This is a genomic window from Streptomyces sp. NPDC000880 (genome assembly GCF_053599675.1).
Genome location: NZ_JBSFMS010000046.1, coordinates 19,716 through 44,069, shown reverse-complemented (window position 1 = coordinate 44,069; position 24,354 = coordinate 19,716). Strand labels below are relative to the sequence as shown.

Annotated in this window: 24 protein-coding genes and 5 pseudogenes; 18 read left to right on the top strand and 11 right to left on the bottom strand. The window is 69.7% G+C overall.

Annotation, left to right across the window (positions count from 1 at the left end; genetic code table 11):
- Positions 1-71: 71 nt before the first annotated feature.
- Complete coding sequence (locus tag ACWDO5_RS17530; protein WP_450531169.1) at positions 72-653, bottom strand: hypothetical protein; 582 nt, start codon at positions 651-653, stop codon at positions 72-74.
- Positions 654-1,092: 439 nt separating this feature from the next.
- Between ACWDO5_RS17530 and ACWDO5_RS17525 the strand changes: the two genes are divergently transcribed.
- Both ACWDO5_RS17525 and ACWDO5_RS17520 read left to right on the top strand, forming a co-directional pair.
- On the top strand, positions 1,093-1,329 hold the full coding sequence (locus tag ACWDO5_RS17525) for a FitA-like ribbon-helix-helix domain-containing protein (RefSeq protein ID WP_450531168.1): 237 nt from the start codon (positions 1,093-1,095) through the stop codon (positions 1,327-1,329).
- 28 nt (positions 1,330-1,357) lie between these two features.
- Positions 1,358-1,669, top strand: a complete 312-nt coding sequence (locus tag ACWDO5_RS17520) for a type II toxin-antitoxin system VapC family toxin (RefSeq protein WP_450531167.1) — start codon at positions 1,358-1,360, stop codon at positions 1,667-1,669.
- A gap of 42 nt (positions 1,670-1,711) precedes the next feature.
- Here ACWDO5_RS17520 and ACWDO5_RS17515 read toward each other — a convergent pair whose 3' ends face one another.
- Positions 1,712-3,256, bottom strand: coding sequence for a beta-N-acetylhexosaminidase (locus ACWDO5_RS17515; RefSeq protein ID WP_450531181.1), 1,545 nt, complete (start codon positions 3,254-3,256; stop codon positions 1,712-1,714).
- A gap of 257 nt (positions 3,257-3,513) precedes the next feature.
- Between ACWDO5_RS17515 and ACWDO5_RS17510 the strand changes: the two genes are divergently transcribed.
- The 6 genes from ACWDO5_RS17510 to ACWDO5_RS17485 all read left to right on the top strand — a co-directional run bounded on the left by ACWDO5_RS17510 (position 3,514) and on the right by ACWDO5_RS17485 (position 8,432).
- Positions 3,514-4,158 carry a 2-oxo-4-hydroxy-4-carboxy-5-ureidoimidazoline decarboxylase gene (locus ACWDO5_RS17510; RefSeq protein ID WP_450531179.1) on the top strand — a complete coding sequence of 215 codons (645 nt, stop codon included), beginning with the start codon at positions 3,514-3,516 and terminating at the stop codon, positions 4,156-4,158.
- A 168-nt stretch (positions 4,159-4,326) separates the two neighbouring features.
- The gene (sdhC, locus tag ACWDO5_RS17505; protein WP_360871672.1) at positions 4,327-4,707 is read left to right on the top strand and encodes a succinate dehydrogenase, cytochrome b556 subunit; all 381 of its coding nucleotides are present in this window, start codon (positions 4,327-4,329) and stop codon (positions 4,705-4,707) included.
- A gap of 9 nt (positions 4,708-4,716) precedes the next feature.
- Entirely contained in the window at positions 4,717-5,217 is a 501-nt protein-coding gene (locus ACWDO5_RS17500) for a succinate dehydrogenase hydrophobic membrane anchor subunit (protein ID WP_450531166.1), read from the top strand.
- A 20-nt stretch (positions 5,218-5,237) separates the two neighbouring features.
- Positions 5,238-6,992: a succinate dehydrogenase flavoprotein subunit gene (gene sdhA / locus ACWDO5_RS17495; protein WP_450531165.1), complete on the top strand. Its 1,755-nt coding sequence runs from the start codon at positions 5,238-5,240 to the stop codon at positions 6,990-6,992.
- Positions 6,992-7,750 carry a succinate dehydrogenase iron-sulfur subunit gene (locus ACWDO5_RS17490; protein ID WP_450531164.1) on the top strand — a complete coding sequence of 253 codons (759 nt, stop codon included), beginning with the start codon at positions 6,992-6,994 and terminating at the stop codon, positions 7,748-7,750. The genes sdhA and ACWDO5_RS17490 overlap by 1 nt, the downstream gene beginning before the upstream one ends.
- 148 nt (positions 7,751-7,898) lie before the next feature.
- Positions 7,899-8,432: a hypothetical protein gene (locus ACWDO5_RS17485; protein ID WP_450531178.1), complete on the top strand. Its 534-nt coding sequence runs from the start codon at positions 7,899-7,901 to the stop codon at positions 8,430-8,432.
- Positions 8,433-8,450: 18 nt separating this feature from the next.
- Here the strand turns inward: ACWDO5_RS17485 and ACWDO5_RS17480 are convergent.
- Both ACWDO5_RS17480 and ACWDO5_RS17475 read right to left on the bottom strand, forming a co-directional pair.
- Positions 8,451-8,720 (bottom strand): annotated as a pseudogene (locus ACWDO5_RS17480) (DUF7737 domain-containing protein); the annotation flags it as partial.
- A gap of 122 nt (positions 8,721-8,842) precedes the next feature.
- On the bottom strand, positions 8,843-9,397 hold the full coding sequence (locus tag ACWDO5_RS17475) for a MarR family winged helix-turn-helix transcriptional regulator (protein WP_450531163.1): 555 nt from the start codon (positions 9,395-9,397) through the stop codon (positions 8,843-8,845).
- Positions 9,398-9,490: 93 nt separating this feature from the next.
- Between ACWDO5_RS17475 and ACWDO5_RS17470 the strand changes: the two genes are divergently transcribed.
- From ACWDO5_RS17470 to ACWDO5_RS17455, 4 genes are all read left to right on the top strand, one after another.
- On the top strand, positions 9,491-10,744 hold the full coding sequence (locus tag ACWDO5_RS17470; RefSeq protein WP_450531162.1) for an MFS transporter: 1,254 nt from the start codon (positions 9,491-9,493) through the stop codon (positions 10,742-10,744).
- Positions 10,745-10,847: 103 nt separating this feature from the next.
- Positions 10,848-11,291, top strand: coding sequence for a hypothetical protein (locus ACWDO5_RS17465; RefSeq protein ID WP_450531161.1), 444 nt, complete (start codon positions 10,848-10,850; stop codon positions 11,289-11,291).
- 5 nt (positions 11,292-11,296) lie between these two features.
- On the top strand, positions 11,297-11,704 hold the full coding sequence (locus ACWDO5_RS17460) for a thiol-disulfide oxidoreductase DCC family protein (RefSeq protein WP_450531159.1): 408 nt from the start codon (positions 11,297-11,299) through the stop codon (positions 11,702-11,704).
- An 11-nt stretch (positions 11,705-11,715) separates the two neighbouring features.
- Positions 11,716-12,417, top strand: coding sequence for a TetR family transcriptional regulator (locus ACWDO5_RS17455; RefSeq protein ID WP_450531158.1), 702 nt, complete (start codon positions 11,716-11,718; stop codon positions 12,415-12,417).
- 67 nt (positions 12,418-12,484) lie between these two features.
- Here ACWDO5_RS17455 and ACWDO5_RS17450 read toward each other — a convergent pair whose 3' ends face one another.
- Positions 12,485-14,941: an MMPL family transporter gene (locus ACWDO5_RS17450; RefSeq protein WP_450531177.1), complete on the bottom strand. Its 2,457-nt coding sequence runs from the start codon at positions 14,939-14,941 to the stop codon at positions 12,485-12,487.
- 157 nt (positions 14,942-15,098) lie between these two features.
- On the opposite strand from ACWDO5_RS17450, the pseudogene ACWDO5_RS17445 reads away from it, so the two are divergent.
- Positions 15,099-15,290: pseudogene (locus tag ACWDO5_RS17445) on the top strand (response regulator transcription factor); the annotation flags it as partial.
- Between the two features lie 38 nt (positions 15,291-15,328).
- Positions 15,329-15,631: pseudogene (locus ACWDO5_RS17440) on the top strand (HAMP domain-containing protein); the annotation flags it as partial.
- A gap of 14 nt (positions 15,632-15,645) precedes the next feature.
- On the opposite strand, the gene ACWDO5_RS17435 reads toward ACWDO5_RS17440, so the two are convergent.
- Both ACWDO5_RS17435 and ACWDO5_RS17430 read right to left on the bottom strand, forming a co-directional pair.
- Positions 15,646-17,211, bottom strand: a complete 1,566-nt coding sequence (locus ACWDO5_RS17435; protein WP_450531176.1) for a metallophosphoesterase — start codon at positions 17,209-17,211, stop codon at positions 15,646-15,648.
- A gap of 18 nt (positions 17,212-17,229) precedes the next feature.
- Complete coding sequence (locus ACWDO5_RS17430; protein ID WP_450531156.1) at positions 17,230-17,502, bottom strand: SCO4848 family membrane protein; 273 nt, start codon at positions 17,500-17,502, stop codon at positions 17,230-17,232.
- A gap of 121 nt (positions 17,503-17,623) precedes the next feature.
- On the opposite strand from ACWDO5_RS17430, the gene ACWDO5_RS17425 reads away from it, so the two are divergent.
- Positions 17,624-18,832 (top strand): D-alanyl-D-alanine carboxypeptidase family protein, encoded by a 1,209-nt coding sequence (locus ACWDO5_RS17425; RefSeq protein ID WP_450531154.1) that lies wholly within the window; start codon positions 17,624-17,626, stop codon positions 18,830-18,832.
- Here the strand turns inward: ACWDO5_RS17425 and ACWDO5_RS17420 are convergent.
- Both ACWDO5_RS17420 and ACWDO5_RS17415 read right to left on the bottom strand, forming a co-directional pair.
- Complete coding sequence (locus tag ACWDO5_RS17420; RefSeq protein WP_450531153.1) at positions 18,801-19,724, bottom strand: YihY/virulence factor BrkB family protein; 924 nt, start codon at positions 19,722-19,724, stop codon at positions 18,801-18,803. The genes ACWDO5_RS17425 and ACWDO5_RS17420 overlap by 32 nt on opposite strands.
- A 113-nt stretch (positions 19,725-19,837) precedes the next feature.
- Positions 19,838-20,443, bottom strand: a pseudogene (locus ACWDO5_RS17415) (decaprenyl-phosphate phosphoribosyltransferase); the annotation flags it as partial.
- On the opposite strand from ACWDO5_RS17415, the pseudogene ACWDO5_RS17410 reads away from it, so the two are divergent.
- A pseudogene (locus ACWDO5_RS17410) lies at positions 20,363-21,012 on the top strand (SDR family NAD(P)-dependent oxidoreductase). The pseudogenes ACWDO5_RS17415 and ACWDO5_RS17410 overlap by 81 nt on opposite strands.
- Positions 21,013-21,024: 12 nt before the next feature.
- Here ACWDO5_RS17410 and ACWDO5_RS17405 read toward each other — a convergent pair.
- Together ACWDO5_RS17405 and trpS are read right to left on the bottom strand one after the other, a co-directional pair.
- Positions 21,025-21,606: a 2'-5' RNA ligase family protein gene (locus ACWDO5_RS17405; RefSeq protein ID WP_450531152.1), complete on the bottom strand. Its 582-nt coding sequence runs from the start codon at positions 21,604-21,606 to the stop codon at positions 21,025-21,027.
- 113 nt (positions 21,607-21,719) lie between these two features.
- Complete coding sequence (gene trpS, locus ACWDO5_RS17400; RefSeq protein WP_450531150.1) at positions 21,720-22,742, bottom strand: tryptophan--tRNA ligase; 1,023 nt, start codon at positions 22,740-22,742, stop codon at positions 21,720-21,722.
- A 37-nt stretch (positions 22,743-22,779) separates the two neighbouring features.
- On the opposite strand from trpS, the gene ACWDO5_RS17395 reads away from it, so the two are divergent.
- Positions 22,780-23,406 (top strand): RNA polymerase sigma factor, encoded by a 627-nt coding sequence (locus ACWDO5_RS17395; protein WP_450531149.1) that lies wholly within the window; start codon positions 22,780-22,782, stop codon positions 23,404-23,406.
- Positions 23,399-24,211, top strand: coding sequence for a hypothetical protein (locus tag ACWDO5_RS17390; RefSeq protein ID WP_450531148.1), 813 nt, complete (start codon positions 23,399-23,401; stop codon positions 24,209-24,211). The genes ACWDO5_RS17395 and ACWDO5_RS17390 overlap by 8 nt, the downstream gene beginning before the upstream one ends.
- Positions 24,212-24,354 lie beyond the last annotated feature (143 nt).

Here is a 24,354-nt window from a genome sequence, read left to right as displayed (position 1 = left end):
ACGGAGATACGGACGTGCAGGCCTCGCGCGCCCGGCACCACCGAGCACGCTCCAGCGTGAGACCGGACGCGTCAGCGCTGGACGCGCGCGCGGCGGGAGACCACCGCGCGCAGGATCCGCTGCCCCTCGCTCGACACATCCAGGGCCTGACGCAGCCCGACGCCGCCCTCCGCGTCCGCCAGGATCTCCAGGATCTGCACCTGGCGGCGCAGTTCACCTGAGACCAGCGGGCCCGCGCCGTCCGGCTCACCCTCGCGGCAGCGCTTCAGCACGTCGACGACGTCGGCGGCGGGCTCGTCGTCGCCAGGGCCCGCGTCGAAGCGGTGGTGGAGTGCGAGCGCGGCGACCGAGCAGTCGTCCGCCCACTCCCGCAGCGGGTCCGCTTCCCACTCCGAGGGCGCAGCGCCCAGCATCTGCCGTACGAGCGCCGCCGCTTCGTCCTCGACAGCCGCGCCCTCCATGGTCTGCCTGGCCTCGGCGAGGCGCCCCGACCAGTCCTCCTCGCCCTCCACCAGGCCGGCCCACAGCGGACGCAGCACGTCGGCCTCGGACGCGAGCAGCGGCAGACAGCGGTCCAGGCAGGCGAGCCCGCTCGCGGCCAGGCCTCGCTCATCCGCCTGTGCGATCAGTTCCCTCAGGCTCTTCGACGCCACGGACGCCTCCCATCGCGGACGCAGTACTCCCCTTACTGCGCCCCGTGGCTCAAATGCGTCACTCCGAAGAGCCGGGAATCCGCAGATCCTTCGGGCAATCGGAAGCGAGTCCCCTGGCTCGGGCCTCGGGCCGCATGGCGCAAAGTACTCCCTTCGGCACCCCGGCCGCCACCGTTGCGCGCGGTTCGACCGAGCAACAATCTCGCGCCACTCGTACACATTTGAGCCACACCTCTGTTACATTCTGTCCATCTGGAACTCGGCCTGCAGAGCGCCCTGTTGGGACCGCCGCGGCCATGGACCCGCGGTGTGGGCCCGCACGCCCCCGGGCGGGCTCACACCGCTACCTTCTCGAGACCCATTGCGCGAGTGATCGACATCCACACCGCCTTACCCGGCGGCGCCAGCAGAATGCTGGCAGTGCGACCACTCTTGTTGCATGGCTACTCTCTATGTACGGGATCTGTCCGAGGAAGATGTACGGGATCTGTCCGAGGAAGCGCTCACCGAGCTGAAGATAAGGGCTGCCCGCAACCGGCAATCCCTGCGGGCGTACGCAAGGACCCTGCTCGAGCAGGAGGCGGCCACCCCAGCGCTCGAGGACGTGGTTGCCCGCATCCGGGAGCGGGCCACGGCCCACCTGTCCACGGGCGATGTGCTGCGAGAGCATCCATGACGATCACTCGTGGCGCCTTCCCCGGTCTATGTCCGGGGCGCTGGTGATGCTGCTGGCCGATGCCGGACCTGTGGGCGAGGCGCTGCGCGACCGCGTCCGGGCGGTTCTGCCGATCCGGCGGCTCGAGCACGTGCCCCTGTTGCCGCGCGTGCGCGGGCTCTACGCCAAGCTTTCCGCGTACGACGCCACCTACGTCGCGCTCGCCGAAGGCTTCGACGTGCCGCTGGTGACCAGCGACGGACGGATCAAGGACGGCGCAAAAGCGAAGCACGCCAAGTGCCTGGTCGAGGTGTTCAACGAGAAGACGATTCCCTCGCCACCCGCGCCCGGGAGCGCGTGACACGAGCCCAGGAGGACGCCGGGGCCCCCGGGACGCCCGACCTCAGGCCACACCCAGCTGCCGCGCCAGCTGCTCGAAGCTCTGCCAGCTGCGGCTCGGCTTGCGCGGGTCCCACAGTTTCTGGGACGTCGCCGCCAGCGGCATGGCGATGCCACGCGCCACCTGGTCCTGGGTCTGGGACTGGGACAGGTCGCACCAGACCGCGAACCGGCCGCCCAGGATCTGGTCCGAGTACTTCTGCGCCACCGGCCTGGTGCCGCGAACCACCAGCGGGGTCCACCCCTCGTAGATCCGGCGGCCCGTCGGGTAGCGGAACTCGTTCGGCTGGCCGAGCACGTAATACAGGTACTCGTCGTTGACGTTGACCAGCCGCCGGCCCTCGCTCAGATACTCCTCCGGCTCGCGCGCCCCGATCTCCTTGCCGGTCCAGTACTCGACCTCGATGTCCTTGTCCACGGAGACCACACCGCCGCGGAAGAACCCGTCGTTCCATGCCTTGAGCTTCTTGCCCTCCGGCCGCAGCACCGCCGCGCGGTCGTTCACCCAGTCCGTCGCCAGGTCCTGGACCCGCGCCCGGGGTCCGTGCTCCTGGCGGGCCAAGGCCGCCAGCTGCGGGAAGGAGGCTTCCGGGTTCTTCCTGGTCAGCGCCTGGTATTCGTCCCCGCCGAGATGCCAGTAGGCGCCGGGGAACAGATCCACGTACTCCTTCAGCAGCTCATCGACGATCTCCTCCGACGCCGGCTGCCCGATGTCGATCGCGCCCCGCACGGGCCTGCCCGCCGCGTCCCGCAGTTGCAGCTGCGGATGCGCGGCCAGCACCGCGCCCAGGTGGCCCGGGGAGTCGATCTCCGGGATGACCGTGATGTGCAGCCGGGCGGCGAGGTCCATGATCCGCCGGACCTCATCCTTGGTCAGGTGCTGACTCGAGACCACCTCGGGATGCGAGTCCGATGCGATACGGAATCCCTGGTCGTCGGAGAAGTGCAGGCCGAGCTGGTTGAGCTTGAGGTCGGCCATCTCGCGCAGCCGGTCCTCGATCCAGCCCGCGGTGAAGTGTTTGCGTGCGATGTCGATCATCAGCCCGCGCTGCGGCCGGTCCGGGCCGTCCCGTACGACGCCCTCCGGCATCGCGCCGCCGGACTTCACGGCCTGCTTCAGGGTCCGCGTCCCGTAGAAGGCTCCGGCCTCGCCGGCACCGGTGATCCGCACCCGGCCGCCGGCGGTGAGGACGGTGTACGACTCGCGGCCGCCCTTGCCCGCGCCCGCGAGCGCCAGTTCCACGTCGCCCGCACGGGCCGGGACCGCGCCGCGGTAGGCGAGTTTCAGTTCGCCTGCTATCAGCCGGCCCTCGTCGACGAGCACTTCGCTGCCCTTGGCGACGACGACTCCGCCGCCGGGCCCGGGCCGCCAACCAGGACCGCGGGCAGGCTCGTGCGTGCGTACGGAAGGGATGGTGGCGGGCGCCTTGGAGAGGGCGTACGTCCGGGACGGCGACGGGCTCACGGTGGTCGGGGCCTTCACCTCGCCCTGCTCACCAACGCCGCTCACTCTGTCGGGCTCGCCGGTCGAGCAGCCGGTCAGCGTCATCGAGAGGGCCGCGGCTGCGGTGAGGACCACGCCGGTGAACTTTGTGCGCCCAAAGTGCCGTATCACTCGGATACCTCCCACATCTTGCCCAACTATGGCGAAGCACCCCCGTCCATCCTCCATCACATGATCGAAACTCTCTCGTCCGGGTGAAAATCGCGCATCCGTCGGACAGCTCCCGTCAGGCACGGATAGCGTTATGAGCCATCCATCCCCTGCGTCGCAGCCGTCCCGCTGTCCTTTTCGAGGAGCCCCCGCTGTCCAGCGAATCCCACGCCGGCCTCCCGAAGCGACCGCCGGCACTCCACCACACGCCCCGCGCCCTCACACCATCGGCCATACCGTCCCAGCTGGCCTCCCATGCCTCCCAGGCCTCACTACCGGCCCCGCTGCCGGACCGGCACCGCGGCACGCCCGGCCTCGAGCGCTTCAACACCGCCCCCGCCGTCGCCGCCGAAGCCGCCCTGCTCGCCTGCTGCGGCAGCAGCCGCTGGGCCCGGCGACTCGTCGCCCATCGCCCCTACCCCGACCTCGACGCGCTCTTCGCCGCCGCCGATGAGGCCAGCTACGACCTCTCCCCCGCCGACCTCTGCGAGGCCCTCGCCGACGAGTCGTCCGCCGGGGCGCACCCAGGCGCGCCCCAGGTCGCGCACACCGCGCTCGGCGCCGCCCACGCCGCGTACGAGAGCCGCTTCGGCCACGCCTTCGTGATCTGCCTCGACGGGTACCACCCGAAGGAGTACCTCGACCAGGTGCTGGCCGGCATCCGCACCCGCCTCGGCCACGAACCGGACGAGGAGCGGGTCGTCTCCGCCGAGCAGCTGCGCGGGCTCGCGCGCTCCCGACTGGCACATGTAGTGGCCAACCATCCGGAATCAGACGTCGCAGGGGCTTCCCGATAGCCCGTCCGAGGCTGTTTGATTGCCTGTTTGATCACACCTGTGGACCCCGGGCGAGCGAACCGGCAAGTCGTGGCTACGATGGCCAGGGCCGGTGGACCGTACCCGGCCGGGCCAGACCGACCCCCCGAAGCCGGCAGGCCCCAATCCCCGCTCCCGGAGGGTTCTTCCGTGCCGGCTGGAACGCTGTACCGCGGCCGGGAAGGAATGTGGTCCTGGGTGGCTCATCGAGTCACCGGCGTCCTCATCTTCTTCTTCCTGTTCGTACACGTGCTGGACACCGCTCTCGTCCGCGTCTCGCCCGAGGCCTATGACGATGTCGTTGCCACGTACAAGACGCCGATCGTGGCGCTGCTCGAATACGGCCTGGTGGCCGCGATTCTCTTCCACGCGCTCAACGGCCTGCGTGTCATCGCCGTGGACTTCTGGTCCAAGGGCCCCCGCTACCAGAAGCAGATGTTCTGGACCGTGATGGCCATCTGGTTCGTGCTGATGGTGGGCGCCCTGTACCCGGTGCTCGGCCACGCCGTACGTGAACTGTTCGGGAGCTGACGCCAGACCATGTCTTCGAACAACACAGTTGCTGAGACCACCTCCGCCGTCGGCCCCGTCGAGGGCGGCGAGCCTGTCCTCCGATTCGACACAGACAACCCGGCCCCGTACATCGAGGCTCCGCGCCTGCGCACCAGAAAGACCCCGAAGGCGACCCGCGGCAACTTCGAGATGGCCGCATGGCTCTTCATGCGCCTGTCCGGCGTCGTCCTCGTCGTCCTCGTCATCGGCCACCTGCTGATCCAGCTGGTGCTCGACGGCGGCGTCTCCAAGATCGGCTTCGCCTTCGTGGCCGGCCGCTGGGCGTCCCCGTTCTGGCAGACCTGGGACCTGCTGATGCTGTGGCTCGCCATGCTGCACGGCGCCAATGGCCTCCGTACCGTCATCAATGACTACGCGGAGCGCGCCAACACGCGTCTGTGGCTCAAGGGCCTGCTGTACACCGCCACGGTGTTCACCATCCTTCTGGGCACGCTGGTGATCTTCACCTTCGACCCGAACATCCGCTAAAGCCGGGGCTGACGAGACCAATGAAGATCCATAAGTACGACACCGTCATCGTCGGCGCCGGTGGCGCCGGTATGCGCGCGGCCATCGAGTCGACCAAGCGCAGCCGTACCGCCGTGCTGACGAAGCTCTACCCGACCCGCTCCCACACGGGCGCAGCGCAGGGCGGCATGGCCGCCGCGCTCGCCAACGTGGAGGAGGACAACTGGGAGTGGCACACATTCGACACGGTCAAGGGCGGTGACTACCTGGTCGACCAGGACGCCGCCGAGATCCTGGCGAAGGAGGCCATCGACGCGGTCCTGGACCTCGAGAAGATGGGCCTGCCCTTCAACCGCACCCCGGACGGCACCATCGACCAGCGCCGCTTCGGCGGCCACTCGCGCAACCACGGCGAGGCCCCGGTCCGCCGGTCCTGCTACGCCGCGGACCGCACCGGCCACATGATCCTCCAGACGCTGTACCAGAACTGCGTCAAGGAGGGCGTGGAGTTCTTCAACGAGTTCTACGTCCTGGACCAGCTGATCACCGAGGTCGACGGCGTCAGGAAGTCGGCGGGCGTGGTTGCGTTCGAGCTGGCCACCGGCGAGATCCACATCTTCCAGGCGAAGGCCGTGATCTACGCCTCGGGCGGCACCGGCAAGTTCTTCAAGGTGACCTCCAACGCGCACACCCTGACCGGTGACGGACAGGCCGCCTGCTACCGGCGCGGACTGCCGCTGGAAGACATGGAGTTCTTCCAGTTCCACCCGACGGGCATCTGGCGCATGGGCATCCTCCTCACCGAGGGCGCCCGCGGTGAGGGCGGCATCCTGCGCAACAAGGACGGCGAGCGCTTCATGGAGAAGTACGCGCCCGTCATGAAGGACCTCGCCTCGCGTGACGTCGTCTCGCGCTCCATCTACACGGAGATCCGCGAGGGCCGCGGCTGCGGCCCCGAGGGCGACCACGTCTACCTGGACCTGACCCACCTGCCGCCGGAGCAGCTGGACGCCAAGCTCCCGGACATCACCGAGTTCGCGCGTACGTACCTCGGCATCGAGCCCTACACGGACCCGATTCCGATCCAGCCGACCGCGCACTACGCCATGGGCGGCATCCCGACGAACGTCCAGGGTGAGGTCCTCAGCGACAACACCACCGTCGTCCCCGGTCTGTACGCCGCCGGTGAGGTCGCCTGCGTCTCGGTGCACGGCGCCAACCGCCTCGGCACCAACTCGCTGCTCGACATCAACGTCTTCGGGCGTCGCGCGGGCATCGCCGCCGCCGAGTACTCCGCGAAGGCCGACTACGTCGAGCTGCCCGAGAACCCGGCCTCGCTGGTCGAGGCGCAGGTCGAGCGGCTGCGCAGCTCGACGGGCAAGGAGCGGGTCGCGGACATCCGCCGCGAGCTGCAGGAGACCATGGACGCGAACGTCATGGTGTTCCGCACCGAGCAGACGATCAAGACTGCGGTCGAGAGGATCGGCGAGCTGCGCGACCGCTACAAGAACGTGTCCATCCAGGACAAGGGCAAGCGCTTCAACACGGACCTCCTCGAGGCCGTCGAGCTGGGCAACCTGCTCGACCTGGCCGAGGTCATGGCCGTCTCGGCACTGGCCCGCAAGGAGTCCCGCGGCGGTCACTACCGCGAGGACTACCCGAACCGCGACGACGTCAACTTCATGCGCCACACCATGGCGTACCGCGAGGTGGGCGACGACGGCACCGAGTCGATCCGGCTCGACTACAAGCCGGTCGTCCAGACCCGCTACCAGCCGATGGAGCGTAAGTACTGATGGCTACCCCGACTCTGGACAAGGTGGAGGCGGAGTCCGCCGCCTCTCCCTACATCACGGTCACCTTCCGGATCCGCCGCTTCAACCCCGAGGTCTCCGACGAGGCCCAGTGGCAGGACTTCCAGATCGAGATCGACCCGAAGGAGCGTGTGCTCGACGGTCTCCACAAGATCAAGTGGGACGTCGACGGCACGCTCACCTTCCGGCGCTCCTGCGCGCACGGCATCTGCGGCTCCGACGCGATGCGGATCAACGGCAAGAACAGGCTCGCCTGCAAGACGCTGATCAAGGACATCAACCCGGAGAAGCCGATCACGGTCGAGGCCATAAAGGGCCTGACGGTCCTCAAGGACCTGATCGTGGACATGGAGCCGTTCTTCCAGGCGTACCGCGACGTGATGCCCTTCCTGATCACCTCCGGGAACGAGCCGACACGTGAGCGTCTGCAGTCCGCCGAGGACCGCGAGCGCTTCGACGACACCACCAAGTGCATTCTGTGCGCCGCGTGCACGTCCTCGTGCCCGGTGTTCTGGAACGACGGTCAGTACTTCGGCCCGGCGGCGATCGTCAACGCGCACCGCTTCATCTTCGACTCGCGTGACGAGGCCGGGGAGCAGCGCCTGGAGATCCTCAATGACAAGGACGGCGTGTGGCGTTGCCGTACGACGTTCAACTGCACGGACGCCTGCCCGCGCGGTATCGAGGTCACCAAGGCGATCCAGGAAGTGAAGCGCGCGCTGATCACGCGTCGCTTCTGACCTTTCCGGCTGAATCTGTACGAGGGCCCCGCTCCCAGGACTTGGGAGCCGGGGCCTTCGCCGTACCGGCTTCGCTTCACCGACCGGGCGATACCTGGCAGGATCGAACCCGTCTGACATGACGCAGCAGGAAAGCGGGGACGAGACCATGAGCGAGCCGAATCCGTACGCGGACGGGGAGTACAAGTGGGGGCCGACGCAGCCTCCGGGGACGCCGGCGTACGGCTACCCCAATCCGGCGCCGGGGTACGGCTATCCGAGCCAGGGCCAGGACTACAGCCAGACCCTGCCCGCCGGGGTTCCGGTTCCGATGGGTGCGCCCGCTCCGATGGGCGGTGCGCCGCTGGTGTCCATCGGTGACATCACGGTCATGGGCGACTCGATCGTGACGCCGGCCGGCACGCTCCCGCTGCGGGGCTCGGTGTGGAACGCGACCGACATGTCGCGCACCGAGGAGAAGATCCCGACACACGCCATCGTGCTCGCGATCGTCTTCTTCATCTTCTGTCTGCTGGGTCTGCTCTTCCTGCTGATGAAGGAGAAGACGACCACGGGCTTCATCCAGGTCACGGTGACCAGCGGCGGCAAGCACCACTCGACGATGATCCCGGCCCAAGGGCCTGAGACCTTCCAGATGGTGATGGGCCAGATCAACTACGCCCGGTCGCTGAGCAGCATGTAGGGGCCACAGCTGACTCGTGATCGTCGGATCGGTGATCTCCGTGTCCTTGGCCGGCATCATCGCCTCGCTGAGGATCACGGCGGGCATCCCGTCGCCCTCGAAGGGGAGACAGCCGGGGCCGCCGGAGGCGGTGAACTTCGGCACGATGCACAGATACCGGTCGCTCGGGCTCATCAGGATGTTGCCGGAGCCTCGAGGAGCGCGCAGCGCGAGGCGCTCCTCCGCGATGTCCAGGCCCAGCGCATCGCGGCGTTCCCCCGATGTCGTCTCGTCGACGAAGGTCACCATTCCCATGCCGAGAACAGTAGGAGTCACCACTGACAGTCGGTGCGGGAGACGGGGTCAGCCTCCGCGCCCCGAGGCGGTCTCCAACATCGCCTTCGGCGGCCCGAGGGACAACCGCCTGTTCATCACGGCGCCGACGAGTCTGTATTCGCTGGTGATGGCGGTGACGGGGGTTCCCCGGATCCGCCGGTCGGGGCCTCGGCGGCCAGCATGACGCGGCGGAGCATGTCGTTGAGCTGACGGCGCTCGTCCTTGCCGAGGACGCCGAGCAGGCGGTACTCCTCGTCGCCGAGTACGTCCATGGCGCCCAGCCAGGTCGCGCGCCCCGTGTCGGTGAGTTCGACGTCGACACGGCGGCGGTCGGCCGCTGAGGGCGTACGGCGCACGAAGCCGCGGCGTTCGAGCGCGTCCAGGCGGCCGGTGACGGAGGCGGGAGCCAGGTCGAGGTCGGCGGCGAGGTCGGAGGGGGCCGCCTTGCCGCCGCGGCCGGCGAGCTTGTGCAGCGTGTCGTACTCATGGCGTTCCAGGTCGAAGTCGACCAGAGACTGCTCGCGGACCCGGCGCAGATGGACGGTGAACCTCTTCATCCGGATGACGGCGCCCTCGATGTCGGCGTCGAGGTCCGGCAGTACGGGCTGCCAGCGGGCCACATGTCCGTCGGTCCAGTCGTGGTGCTCCATGGCGACGATGGTACGCAGGCCCTTCGGTGCAAGATATTTCGGTGCACGATATTTCGTTGCCAAGTTATTCGGTAACGAAATACTCTGCCGGGCATGGCTCATCCCCTGCGCACGCGCGCCTTCCGGCTGCTCTTCATCGGCCGCACGCTCTCCCTCCTCGGGGACGCCGCGATCCCCGCCGCACTCGCCCTCGCCGTGTACGCGGCCACCGGTTCGACCGGCGCGCTCGCGCTCGTCCTGGGCTGCGCGATGGTGCCCAAACTTCTGCTGCTGCCGCTCGGCGGCGTCGTCGGAGACCGCTTCAACGCCCGTACGGTCGCGCTCGCCACCGACGCCGTACGGTGCCTCACCCAGCTCCTCGTGGGGACCGAACTCCTCGGCGGCGAGCCGCGGCTGTGGTACATCGCCGTCGCCGAGGCGGTCGGCGGTGCGGCCGGCGCGTTCGCGATGCCGACCGTCTCACCGCTGATGACCGGCACGGTGCCCGAGGAGGGGCTGGCGAAGGCCAACGCCCTGATGGGGGTTGCACACAGTGCGACGCGGCTCGGCGGGCCCGCGCTCGCCGGGTTGCTCATCTACACCGTCGGGCCGGGCTGGGCCTTCGTACTCGACGGGGCGAGCTTCGCGGTCAGCGCCCTGCTCCTTGCGGCAATCCGGGTCCGGCACGTGCCCATACCGCGCCGCTCGCTGCTCGCCGACCTCAAGGAGGGCTGGAGCGAGGTCCGCTCCCGCGACTGGTACTGGACCAGCCTCGTCGCGCATGCTGCCTGGAACGGCGCGGCCGCCGTGCTGATGACCCTCGGACCGGCCATCGCCGTACGAGAACTGGGCGGCCAGGGGACCTGGGTCCTGCTGTTGCAGACCGGCGCGGTCGGACTGCTGCTGGGCTCGATCGCGGCCGGACGGGCGCGGCCCAAGCGCCCTGTGCTGATGGCGAATCTGGGGCTCGCGACCTACGTGCTGCCGCTCGGGCTGCTTGCAGTTTCCGCGCCCGCCCCGCTGACGATCGCGGCGTACGGCGTCGCCCAGGCCGGGCTCGGCTTCCTCTCTCCCATCTGGGAGACCTCGGTCCAGAAAGCGATCCCCCCGCATGCGCTGGCCCGGGTGACCTCGTACGACTGGCTGCTCTCACTCGGCGCGATGCCTCTCGGCTATGCGCTCGCGCCGCTGGCCGCGGCGGCCTGGGGCCCCGCGGTGCCGCTCTCGGTCGCGGCGGTCGTGGTGGGCGTGACCTGCCTGGGCACTGCTGCGGTGCCGGGAGTGCGCCGATTCGGGGCCGCCGGGGCCGCTGACAGTGGCCGGTACCGCCAGGAGGAGTTGAGCCCGAAGAGGGCACCGGCGCGATGACGGCGGATCAACGATCGTCCGACCCATCCCACTTGAACATGTTCAAAAAGAGGTCTACAGTCCATGACACCAGCTTTTGAACACGTTCAAGGGGGGGGTGGGGATGGACCTCACTGTTGTTGCGTATGTCGTCTACCTGCTGATCAGCGTGGCGCTCACCATCTGGGTGGCGCGGACTCTGAGCCGCAACGGGCGTATCTTCATCGCCAGCGTCCTGCGGGGGGACGAGAAGCTGGCCGACGCGGTCAACCACCTGCTGGTGGTCGGCTTCTACCTCGTGAACCTCGGCTTCGTCGCGCTCTACCTCAAGGCGGCGGATGCGGTCGAGAACGCCCGCGGCCTCTTCGAGGCCCTCTCGGTCAAGCTCGGCGTCGTGCTCCTCGTCCTCGGCGTCATGCACCTCGGCAATGTCTGGGTCCTCAACAAGATCCGCCGGCGCGGAGTGATGGAGCGCGAGCAGGTGCCCCCGGTCGGGCCGCAGGGCTGGACGAGCCAGGCGGACCAGGGCCCGTGGACCGCACCCACCGCCCCTCCCGCCGGAGCGTGAGCGCGATGGGCACCCCGGTCCGGAGACTGACCGTCCTCTACGACGCCCAGTGCTCCCTCTGCGTCCACCTGCGCAGCTGGTTGCTGCGGCAGAAGCAGCTCGTACCGCTGGACCTGGTGCCCGCGGGATCGGTCGAGGCGCGGCGCAGATACCCGCGCCTCGACCACGCCGCGACCCTGCGGGAGATCACCGTCATCGGCGACAGGGGCCAGTTCTACACCGGACCCGCCGCATGGATCATCTGCCTCTGGGCCCTGGCCGAGTACCGGCCCAAGGCCCACTGGCTCGCCACCCCGGCCGGTCTGCCGTTCGTACGCGTGACGATGCCCGCGGCGGCCAGGTACCGCGGGGCGACGGCCGCAGGAGGGGCGATCGGTACGCCCTGCGACGACGGGTGTTCCGTCCCCGGTTAGGCTCGGACACCGTGACAGAAGTGAAGGCCCCCAAGAGCGAGCAGACCCGCACGCTCATCCTCGAGACCGCGCTCCGGCTCTTCCAGGAGCGCGGTTACGACAAGACGACGATGCGGGCCATCGCCAAAGAGGCAGGGGTCTCGGTAGGGAACGCGTACTACTACTTCTCCTCCAAGGAACACCTCGTCCAGGGGTTCTACGACCGGATCGCCGCCGAGCACCAGGAGGCGGTCCGGCCGGTGCTGGACCGGGAGACCGATCTGGAGGCCCGGCTCGCCGGGGTGATGACGGCGTGGCTGGACATCGCGGCGCCGTACCACGAGTTCGCGGCCCAGTTCTTCAAGAACGCGGCCGACCCGGAGAGCCCGCTCAGCCCCTTCTCCCCCGAGTCGGAACACGCCCGCGAGGCTGCCATCGCCGTCCACCGGGAAGTCCTGACAGGCTCCAGGGCGAAGGTGCCGGAAGAACTGGCCGACGTCCTCCCGGAGTTGATGTGGCTGTCCCAGATGGGACTCGTCCTGTTCTGGGTCTTCGACCGCTCAAAGGGCCGTGAGCGCAGCAGAGGCCTGGCCGAACGCGGGGCACGGCTCACCACGCGCGGTATCGCGCTCGCCCGCTTCCGGGTGCTGCGGCCGCTCGTACGCGACGTGCATGAGCTGTTCACGGACTTCCTCCCGGGGATGGCGGAGACGGTCGCCGCCCGCAAGAAGTAACCCGGAACGGCGGACTGCGGAATGACGAACACCCCGGCCGCGGCCGGGGTGTTCGTGGACCTGGCCGTCAGCGGCTGACCCCCACGTCCGAGAACACCACATCGTGGACCAGCGGATCGCCGCCGATCATGATGTGGCGAACCAAGGGCTCATGGACACCCGCCGTCGCGGCCAGCAGATACGCCCCGCCGGCCGGCGCGGACAGGATGTACGAGCCGTCGGCCAGCGACTCCACCCGGTCGACCTGGCGGCCGCCCGGCGAGACGAGGGTGAGGATCGCGTAGCCGACGGGCTCACCCTGCCGCGTACGGACGAATCCGTGCACGACGGACCCTCCGGTCCCGGCGGACACCCCCGAGCGCGGCGCGGGAACGGAGCCTGAAGCGGCAGACTCCACCGGCTTTTGCGCGTCCTCCCGCGGCTCCACCGCCAGATGCGGCAGCCGCTTCTCAAGGCCCGCGGGCAGCCACCAGTTGGACTTCCCCAGCAGATGCATCGCCGCCGGCACCAGCGCCGTACGCAGGATGAACGCGTCCAGCGCCACCGCTGCCGCAAGCCCGATGCCCGCCATCGCGCCCTCCATGTCGCCGCTCAGCACAAAGGCGCTGAAGACGCAGATCATGATCAGGGCGGCGCAGTTGATGACCCGGCTGGTCTCGGCGAGGCCGACCCGGACGGCCCGCGCGTTGTCCTTCGTATGCACCCACTCCTCGTGCATCCGGCTGACCAGGAAGACCTGGTAGTCCATCGAGAGCCCGAAGAGCAGGGACAACATGATGACCGGCAGGAACGCCGTGATCGGGCCCTCCTTGCCGAGGCCCAGCGCCTCCGCTCCCCAGCCCCACTGGAAGATCGCGACCAGTACACCGAAGGAGGCCGCGGCCGCGATCAGGTTCATCAGGGCGGCGGTCAGCGGGACGACCAGCGAGCGGAACGCGATCAGCAGCAGCAGGAAGCCCAGCGCGATGATCGCCCCGATGAAGTACGGCAGCCGGTCGCCCGTCACCGCCGCGAAGTCCTTGAAGACCGCGGTCACTCCGCCGACATGGACCTCCTCGCCCGACTGGGGGATGACCTCGCCGCGCAGAATGTCGATCAGCTGGTCCGTCTCCTCGGACTGCGGCGAGGTCGTGGGGACCACCTGGATCACCGTGACGCCGGAGCCCGGCGGCGAGGGCAGCGCGACGGCCTGGGCGACACCCTCCGTGGCGCGCACCGTGCTCACCAGCGCCTGGACGGCCGCCGGTTCCGCGTCCCGCGCGACCAGTTGCAGCGGCCCGTTGAAGCCGGGCCCGAAACCCTCGGCGAGCAGGTCGTACGCCTGCCGGGTGGTGGTGTCCTCCTTGTGGTTGCCCTGATCGGTCGCGCCGAGCCGCAGCGAGAGCACGGGGATCGCCAGCGCGGCCATCACCACGCCCGCGACCAGCGCGATCGACCTGGGCCGCTTCTGCACGGTCGCGGACCAGCGGGCGGCGGCGCCGCTCGACTCCGCCGCATCGGGACCCTCAGCGGCAAGCCTGCGGCGCTGGCGACGGCTCAGCACCCGCGGTCCGAGGACGCCGAGGAGCGCGGGCAGCAGGGTGATCGCGGCCAGCACACTCAGTACGACCGTCAGCGAGGTGGCGATCACCACGCCGTCAAGGAAACGCATGTTCATCACGAGCATGCCGGCGAGCGCGATGCACACCGTGCCGCCCGCGAACAGCACCGCGCGCCCCGAAGTGTTCAGCGCGGTGACGGCGGCATCCTCGGGCGCCATGCCCCGCAGAATGCCCTTGCGGTGCCTCGTGACGATGAACAGCGCATAGTCGATGCCGACGCCGAGACCGATCAACGAGCCGAGCAGCGGGGCCACTTCGGGCACATCCGTCACTTGGCTGAGCAGCATGGTCGACAGCATTCCGGTGCCGACGCCGAAGATGGCCACCACCAGCGGCAGCGCCATCGCGAAGAGCGAGCCGAAGGCCAGGAAGAGAACGACCGCGGCTGCCGCGATGCCGACCAGTTCGGCCGTGCCGGCCGGCGGCTCGTGGATACGGGTGATCGCCTGCCCGCCGAGCTCGACCTGCAGACCCGCCCGCTCCCCGTCCTGCGCGGTGTCGACGACGTCCTGGACCAGCTCCTTCGGCACGGCGTTGGCCTGTTCGGCGAAGGTGACCTGGGCGTAGGCGATCCGCCCGTCCTTGCTGATCTGCGCCGCGCCCGCCTGCGAGTACGGGCTCGCGACCTCGCCGACCCCCTTCATGCCCGCGATCTCCTTCAGCGCGGGCTCCATCCGCTCCCGTACCGCCGTATCGCGCACGGATCCCTCGGAGACCCGCCACACCACCGTGCCGGTATCGCCGGAGCGCTCCGGGAACGCCCTGACCATCAAGTCGTACGCATGTGTGGAGTCGGTGTCCGGAAGGCTGAAGCTGTTGGAGTAGTTGGTGCCTGCCGCGCTGCCCGCGGCCCCCAGACCGAACAGCAGCCCCACCCACAGCACCAGGACCACCAGCCGGTGCCGATAGCACCAGCGTGCCAATGCCGCCACGATTCCTGCCCCTTCGTCGATCCGTCTCCCCCGGGCCGGTCTCCAGAATCGGCTGCGCATACGGTCCGTGGCGTGGCGCGGCCATGACTCAAGGAACTCCAAGACAGTGACCCGCCCCCCGCACCGGGACCACGCCGATACTGAGGGCATGGACCACGAAGGAGCGACCGTGCTGGTCGTCGAGGACGAGCCGAGCATCGCCGACGTCCTCGCCATCGCACTGCGCTATCACCGTTTTGAGGTGATCACGGCCGGAAGCGTACGGCAGGCACAGCAGCTGGCCGGGCAGACGCGCCCCGATGTGGCGCTCCTCGATGTGATGCTTCCGGACGGCGACGGGGCTGACGGTGACTTCCACCGAGGCCGTGCGCGGGGGCCATCAAGAAGGCGCTCAAGCTCGATCTCGGGCTGGGCACCGTCCTGTTGACGTTCCTGGCGGTGGCTACCATGCTCGGCACGCGCCATCGGCTGCGGCCGCTGGAGGACATGGTGGAGACGGCCTCCGCGATCGCCGAGGGCGACCTCACGCGACGGGTGCCGGGCAGCCGCGATCCGGTCACCGAGATCGGGCAAATGCGGGTCGCCCTCAACTCGATGCTCCACCAGGTCGAGTCGGCCTTCGAGACGCGCGAGCACAGCGCCGCCCGGCTGCGGCAGTTCGTCGCGGACGCCTCGCACGAGCCCTTTGACCTCGGTTATGCCTGGCGGGAAGCGAGCTGTACGACGGTGATGTCGGAGGTGGCCCCCACGCGCACGGGCGGGCCCCACGCGCCCGCTCCCCGGCTCACATAGAGCTGGGTGTCGCCGTACCGCTCGAGACCGGCGACGGTGGGGTTGGCAAGGGCGGCGACGTAGTTGACGGGCCACATCTGACCGCCGTGGGTGTGACCGGAGAGCTGGAGATCCACCCCCTGCTTCACCGCGTCATGGATAACGACGGGCTGGTGCGCGAGCAGCACGGAGGCGCGGGCTCGGTCCCGGTCGCCGAGTGCCTTGCCGAAGTCGGGGCCGTCGCCCTCGCTCTCGCCCGAGACGTCGTTGACTCCGGCGAGGTCGAACCCGGCGATCTCGACGCGCTCGTTCCGCAGCGGGCGGAGCCCGAGCTCGCGGACGTGGTCGACCCACTCCTCGACGCCGGAGAAGTACTCGTGATTGCCGGTCACGAAGAAGGCCCCGTGCCGCGCCCGCAACTGCGCGAGCGGCTCGGCCGCGGCCCCGAGGTCGGCGACGCTGCCGTCGACGAGGTCGCCGACGACGGCGACGAGGTCGGGCGAGGTGGCGTTGATGGTGTCGACGATGCGCTGGGTGTGCGCGCGGCCGAGGATCGGCCCGAGATGAATGTCGCTGACAACGGCGATCCGGAACCCGTGGGCTGCGCGCGGAAGTTTGCCGAGCGGCACGGTGACACGCTTCACCCGGGGCCCACGAAGGACGCCGTACGTCCCGTACCCAACGGTCCCGAGAGCGACGGCGGCGGCGCTTCCGCCGACGATACGGGCGACGAACAGCCGCCGGGAGAGAGCTGCACCCGAGCCGGCGGACGCGGCGTCCGAGGCGCCCGGGGCGGCGAGCCCGGCCGGGGCCGCGTGGGCGGCCGGGGCGGACGGGTCGGCCAGATGCGTGTCCGGCTCCGCAGCGGCCGGTGCCGCGGCAAAGCCCGCGGCAGCCGGGTCAGCGGGCTCGGCCGGAGCCACGGCGACCGTACCGGGGTCCCCGTGCGCCGCGGTTCGGAACGCACCCACGTGCGCGGCCGGAGCCGAGGCGGGCTCAGGGGCATGCCCCCCAGTTTCGGACCTCCCACCCGTCACCTCGGCCGAGGCGGACGCGTGCGCCGCCGGGCCGGGCTCGGGGGCCTGGGGGGCTTGTCCCCCAGTTTCGGGGTGGGGGTCCCCCCACGCCTGCAGGGCGTAGGGGGAGGGCGGGGTGGGGGAATTTCCATCCGGCACCCCGGACGCCCGCCGCTCCAGTACCCGCCGCAGCAGCGGTCGTACCCCCTCCCCCACCACCAGCCCCAGCGTCAGATACAGCAGAACCGCCAGCCAGAGATACCCCGGCCACGCCAGCACTCGTTGCAGCCAGAACGGCGCCCCCGCCCGCACCGACACCAACGCCCCAACCATCAGCACCGGCAGTACCCACGCCGCCGCCGTGCCCACCCGACGGGCCACCCCACGGCGCGCCGTCGTGTCGCGGACCAGTCGCCGCCATATCCACCAGTGCAGAGGGGCGACAACCACAGCCACCACGAGCAGAACAACCATCAGCACGAACCGCTTTCCCTAAACCCTGTCAGCCCCGTCGCGCGCGTCGCGCCCGTCGCGGCGCAATGCGCGCACCCCACGCAACCCGATCACTCCGACGGCCGTCCCCAGAAGAAAGGACGTAATGGCGAGCAGCAGATGGACCCAGAAGTAGCCCGTCGGGTCACCCGCGTCGTCGAAGGCGAGTCCGCTGCCGTCCTTCCACAGGTTTTTGACGAAAGTGATCCAGATGAACCAGCTCCACACCCCGAAGGCGAGCAGGAACCAGGAGACTCGGCGGCTGAGCTTCATGGACTCAGTATCGCCGCCGTCCTTTGACCGGGTCGTCCGGGGTGGGCTGTCCCGGCGTTGCCCCCGGCGGGTCACCAAGCTGATAACCATATTTTCTGCAAAGGCATGTACGTTTTCGTCCGTGTCTGCTTTGAAGAGGACCGCGTTGACGGTCACCGCCGCCGCGTTGCTGCCCGCCCTCGCCGTCGCCCCCGCGTGGGCGGACACTTACGACGACCTGGCAGACGAGAAACGCCCGAACCCCCCGGCCTCCATGTCCACCGTCGGCGGCGCCCAACTCGGCAAGGCAGGCACCCAGGTCAGCCTCGGCCCCGGCGCGCCCGTCCTGCCCGAGGAGGTGACCGGCCGGTCCTGGATCGTCGCGGACGCGGAGAGCGGCGAGGTGCTGGCCGCGCACAACGCCCACTGGCGGCTGCCCCCGGCGTCGACGCTCAAGATGCTGTTCGCGGACACCGTGCTCCCCCGGCTGCCCAAGACCGAGATCCACAAGGTGACCAACGACGACCTCGCGGGCATCGGCGACGGCAGCAGCCTGGTCGGGGTCAAGGAGGACCTCACCTACTCCGTGCACGATCTGTGGCTCGGCGTCTTCCTGCGCTCCGGCAACGATGCCGTGCATGTGCTGTCGTCGATGAACGGCGGCATTCCCAAGACCGTCCAGGACATGCAGCAGCACGCCGAGGAACTGCAGGCGCTGGACACGCATGTCGTCTCGCCCGACGGTTACGACGCGAACGGCCAGGTCTCCTCCGCCTACGACCTGACCCTCATCGCCCGCAGCGGCATGCAGAAGAAGGACTTCCGCGAATACTGCTCGACGGCGAGCGCCAAGTTCCCCGGCGAGCAGGTCGAGGGCGAGAAGCGTGGGACGTTCGAGATCCAGAACACCAACCGGCTGCTCACCGGCGACTACGGCATCGCCCCGTACAAGGGCATCGCGGGCATCAAGAACGGCAACACCACGCACGCGGGCGCGACCTTCACCGGAGTCGCCGAGCGGAACGGCAAGGTGCTGCTCGTCACCGTCATGAACCCGGACTCCGGAGAGAGCCAGGCGGTCTACAAGGAAGCGGGGCGGCTGCTCGACTGGGGCTTCGCGGCGGCCGGGAAGGTCGAGCCGGTCGGCGAGCTGGTGCCGCCGAAGTCCGCCACCCCTTCGTCACAGGACGCGGAGCCGGCCAACAACGGCGCTCCGGCGAAGACCGCCGCCGCCGCGAAGCGGGGCTCCGGCGGTATCACCACCGCGCTCGCCGTCATCGGCGGGGTGCTGGTGCTGCTCACTGCCGGCGTGTTCCTGGTCAACCGCCGCTGGCCGCTGCGCCGCCGCTAGCCTTGCCGTCCGCCGCTTCGCATTCATGCTCCGCGGCAGCCTTCGTGCTCCGCGGCGCCGTCCAGGCGGCGCAGAACAGCATCAGCTTCGCGGTGAAGTTGATCCACAGCAGCAGGGCGATCGGGACGCCGAAGGCCCCGTACATGCTCCTCGCGGCGACGCCCCTGATGTAGCCGCCGAGCAGCAGCTTGAGCAGTTCGAAGCCGACCGCGCCGATCAGCGCCGCCGCCACCAGGCGGCGGCGCGGCGGCTGCACGCCCGGCAGCAGCGTCAGGACATAGAGCAGCAGCAGGAAGTCGGCCAGTACGGCGATCGCGATTGCCGCGATCTGAAGCAGTACGCCACTGGCTCCGCCTTCGTCGATGCCAAGCCGGTCGGCGGTCCAGCCGATGGCGGTGGAGCCGACGGCGGAGGCCGCGATCGAGGCCAGGACGGTCGCGCCGAGCCCGAGCAGTACGACCCCGTCCTTGAGCTTGCGCAGGACCGGGTTGTCCTCGTCCTCGTCGTCCAGCTCCCAGACGGCGCGCAGGCACTCCCTTATCGAGCCGACCCAGCCGATGCCGGTGAAGAGCAGCAGCGCGCCCGCGACGAGCCCGACCGTACCCGCGTTGGCGACCAGGGAGTTGATGTCGAGCTGGTCGGAGATGCCGGGCACCTGCTCGGAAATCTTCTCCTCGAGCTTCTTCAGCTGCTCCTTGCCGAGCAGCCCGGCGCAGATCGCCGCGGCCACCGTGATCAGCGGGAAGAGCGCGAGAAAGCTGATGAAGGTGATCGCGGCGGCGAGCCGCGACCAGTGCACCCGGTCGAGCGTCTCGTAGGAACGCCAGGCGTGGGTCCGCATCAGCCGGGCGACGAACGGGCCGATGACGGGGAGCTTGGTCAGCCATTCCATGTCGTACGCGTACCCTCCGTACCGCCACAGGCACCGATCCATTGCGAACGAGCCCAGCTCGTGCCACGGGACGCGCCGCGCGGGCCGGACGCGGCTCCCCGGCCGCAGTCCGCTCACAGGTCGGCGACCGCCAGTCCGTACATCGCCGCCCACATCAGGCCGATGACGGCGAGCGCCCGGTCGCGCAGCACCACGTCCTCGGGTGCGCCGGCCGTACCCCGGTCCGCGAAGACCGCGTACCGCAGCACCGCCAGGATGAACGCGATCACCGACAACTGCCGCCGGGGCAGCAGCGCCTGGGCGGCCACGCCCCCGCTCTCCAGGCCCACAGGCAGTAGGCGAGCACGGCGACGCCGGCCGCGAGCTGCCAGACGAAGCGCAGATACCCGGTGGTGTACTCGCCCAGCAGCGCCCGGGTCGCGCCCTTGCGGCCCTCCATCTGCACGGCTTCGGAGTACCGCTTGGCCGCCACCATGAACAGCGCGCCGAAGCCGGTGGTGATCATGAACCAGCGCGACAGCGGGATGCCGAGCGCGACCCCGCCGATCATCGCGCATCAGGAACCCGGTGGTGACGACGGCGAGATCGACGACGAGGACGTGCTTGAGCCAGACGCAGTAGGCGAGCTGCATCGACAGATACGCGGTGAGCAGCCCGCCGGTCATGGCACTGCACAGAGCCGCCGCCCCGACCACCGCGGCGACGCCGAGCACCGCTCCCCCACGGTGTGCGCGACGGTCACGGTCGGCCGCCGCGCCGACGAGCCCGGCGGCGAGCCAGAGCGCGCTCCCGGCCTCGATGACGCCGCCGCCGAGTTCCGTACGCTCGGGGCCGACGTCCGCACCGTCGCCTTCGACGCCTTGGACTGCGCCGCGCACGAGGAGGTGCTGGGCAAGATCTTCGCGGGGGGCGACATCGGCGCACTGCAGAGTCAGGGGCACGGCTCGCTCGTGGTGCTCTCCTCGGTCGCCGGCGAGCGCGCCCGCCGCGCCAACTTCATCTACGGCTCCAGCAAGGCGGGCCTGGATACCTTCGCCCAGGGTCTTGGCGACGCGCTGCGCGGAACTGGCGTGCACGTGATGGTCGTACGCCCCGGATTCGTCGTTACGAAAATGACGGCGGGGCTCCCTCACGCACCGCTCGCCACCACCCCCGAAGCGGTTGCCACGGCCGTCGAACAGGGGCTGCGGCGCAGGTCCGAGACGGTGTGGGTGCCGGGGCACTGCGCGTGGTGATGTCGGCGCTGCGGCATGTGCCGCGCCCGCTGTTCCGCAGGCTGCCGCTCTGACGGACCCGCGGGTCAGAGGGTGGTGGCGGGCTCGTCGACCGGGGATCCCTGGGCGGGAACGCCCGCGATGCCGCCTCCGAAGGCGTACTCATGGAGCTTGCGCCACACGCCGTCCGCGCCCTGCTCGTACAGCGCGAAGGAGGCACAGGTCCAGGCCGCCTCGTACTCGGACAGCTCTTCGTACGCCCGGTCCATCGCCTCCTCGGCGATGCCGTGCGCCACGGTCACATGCGGGTGGTACGAGAACTGCAGATCACGCACGAGCGGCCCGGACGCGTCCCGCACCCGCTTCTGCAACCAGGAGCAGGCCGCCGCGCCCTCGACGACCTGGACGAAGACCACGGGCGAGAGCGGCCGGAATGTTCCGGTGCCGAAGAGCCGCATCGGGAACGGCCGCCCGGCCGCCGCGACCGCGGCGAGATGCGCCTCGATCGCGGGCAGGGCCTCGGCGTCGACCTCGGTGGGCGGGAGAAGAGTGACGTGTGTAGGGATTCCGTGCGCGGCGGGATCCCCGAAGCCCGCGCGCCGCTCCTGGAGCAGGCTGCCGTAGGGCTCCGGGACCGCGATCGAAACGCCGAGCGTTACGGTCCCCACGTCGTTCTCCTCAGTCGTCGGTAGCTACGTGTGCCGCCAGTGTGGCGGCTGCACCGTATGTGTGGCCAGAGTCCTTGGACACAGTGATGATCCGGTGCCGATTCAGCACGGCCTCAGTGCTTCGCGGGCAGGAAGCCCACCTTGTCGTATGCGGCGGCCAGCGTCTCGGCGGCGACTGCCCGGGCCTTCTCCGCGCCCTTGGCCAGGATCGAGTCCAGTGTCTCGGGGTCGTCCAGGTACTCCTGCGTACGGGCGCGGAAGGGGGTGACGAATTCCACCATGATGTCGGCCAGGTCGGTCTTCAGCGCCCCGTACATCTTGCCCTCGTACTCCGCCTCGAGCTCGGAGATGGTCTTGCCGGTGAGGGTGGAGTGGATGGTGAGCAGGTTGGAGACGCCGGGCTTCTCGACGGGGTCGAAGCGGATCACGGTGTCGGTGTCGGTGACCGCGCTCTTGACCTTCTTGGCGGTCGCCTTGGGCTCGTCGAGCAGATTGATCAGGCCCTTCGGCGTGGACGCCGACTTGCTCATCTTGATCGACGGGTCCTGGAGGTCGTAGATCTTCGCGACCTCCTTGACGATGTGCGGCGCCGGGACGGTGAAGGTGTCGCCGAAGCGGGTGTTGAAGCGCTCGGCGAGATCACGGGTGAGCTCGATGTGCTGGCGCTGGTCCTCGCCGACCGGGACGGCGTTGGCCTGGTAGAGCAGGATGTCCGCGACCTGCAGGATCGGATACGTGAAGAGCCCGACGGTGGCGCGGTCGGCGCCCTGCTTGGCGGACTTGTCCTTGAACTGCGTCATCCGGGAGGCCTCGCCGAAGCCGGTGAGGCAGTTCATGATCCAGCCGAGCTGGGCGTGCTCGGGGACGTGGCTCTGGATGAAGAGGGTGCAGCGCTCGGGGTCGAGACCGGCGGCGAGCAGTTGGGCGGCGGCGAGCCGGGTGTTGGCCCGCAGCTCTGCCGGATCCTGCGGCACGGTGATCGCGTGCAGATCCACGACCATGTAGAACGCGTCGTGGGTCTCTTGCAGCGCCACGTACTGGCGGATCGCGCCGAGGTAGTTCCCGAGGTGGAACGAGCCTGCGGTGGGCTGGATACCGGAGAGCGCGCGGGGTCGGTCTGAGGCCATGCTCATCATTCTCTCAGGTGTGGAACCGATCCCCGGCCGCCGGTGTATGAAAGATGTGAGGACGCGGGAGGGGATCCTGGAAGCGGGTCCGGAGGGGGGCCGCATCGTCGAGGACGAGAGTGCGGTGATCACGCGGGTGCGCGCCGGAGAGCCGGAGGCGTACGCGGAGCTGGTGCGCGCCCACACACATGTCGCGCTGCGGGCGGCCGTGGCCTTCGGGGCCGGTGCGGACGCGGAGGACGTGGTGCAGAGCGCCTTCCTCAAGGCGTACCAGGCGCTGGGGCGGTTCCGGGACGGTGCCGCGTTCCGTCCGTGGCTGCTGCGGATCGTGGTCAATGAGACGAGGAACACAGTGCGCTCGGCGGTGCGGCTGCGGGCGCTCGCCGGACGGGAGGCACTGCTGATCGGCTCCGAGCCGCTGATACCGGAGTCGGCGGACCCGGCGGTGGCGGCCCTGGCGGAGGAGCGGCGGACGGTGCTGCTGGCTGCGCTGGAAGAGCTCAGCGAGGAGCAGCGGCAGGTCGTCACCTACCGCTATCTGCTGGAGATGGACGAGGCGGAGACGGCCGAGGCGCTGGGCTGGCCGCGCGGCACGGTGAAGTCCCGGCTGAACCGCGCGCTGGCGAAGCTGGGGCAGCTCATTCCTGGGAAGGGAGGTGAGGAGCATGGGTGACGAGAAGCCGCACGAGGCAGTGGGTGAGGAGCCGCACGAGGCCTTGCGCCAGGAGCTGCGCGGGCTGGGGCGCGGGATCAGGATTCCGGACGTCGACGGCGAGACGATGGCCGAGCGGGTGCTGGCCCAGCTCCTCGCCGAAGCGGCGGTGCCCCTGCCTGCCGTGCCCGGGCGGGCCGAGCGGTTCAGACACTGGACGCGCCGGCGGTGGCGCGCGCTGACGGTCGTCCTGTCCGGGGTCCTGATCGTGCTGGTGCTCACGCCTCCGGTGCGGGCGGCGGTGGCCGACTGGTTCGGATTCGGTGGGGTCGAGGTGCGGTACGACCCCACGACGCCGCCGCGGACGGGGGCCCAGCCGCCGTGGTGCCACGCGCCGGTGCCGCTGGCCGAGGCGGAGCGGCGCGCGGGATTCCGGGCACGGGTGCCGAGCGGGCTGGGCGACCCGGACGCGGTCTCGGTGACCCAAGGGGCCGCGGGCCGGTCGGTGGTGAGCCTGTGCTGGAGCGAGTGGGGGCGGACGATCCGGCTGGACCAGTTTCCGGCAAAGCTGGACCTCGGCTTCGTCAAGCAGGCGCGGCTCATGCCGGAGTGGGTGACGCTGAGCGGCGGGAAGGGGCTGTGGTTCGCCGAACCGCATCTGCTGCGGTTCGGGATGACTGACGCCCACGGCGAGGGATGGACGCAGGCTGAGCGGACGGCGGGCCCGACGCTGCTGTGGACGGCGGCGGACGAGCGGACGACGCTGCGGCTGGAGGGAGTGGCTCAGTTGCTGCGCGCCAAGGAGATCGCGGAATCGACGCGCTGAAACTGGCAGCGGCGGGGTGGAACCTGAAGCGGGCGGGCGGACGCGAACCGGCTGCCGACCGGACCCGGTCAGCCGTCGCGGTCCCCGACCACCGGTCACGTGTCACCGGTCACGTGTCACCGGTCACGTGTCACCGGTCACCC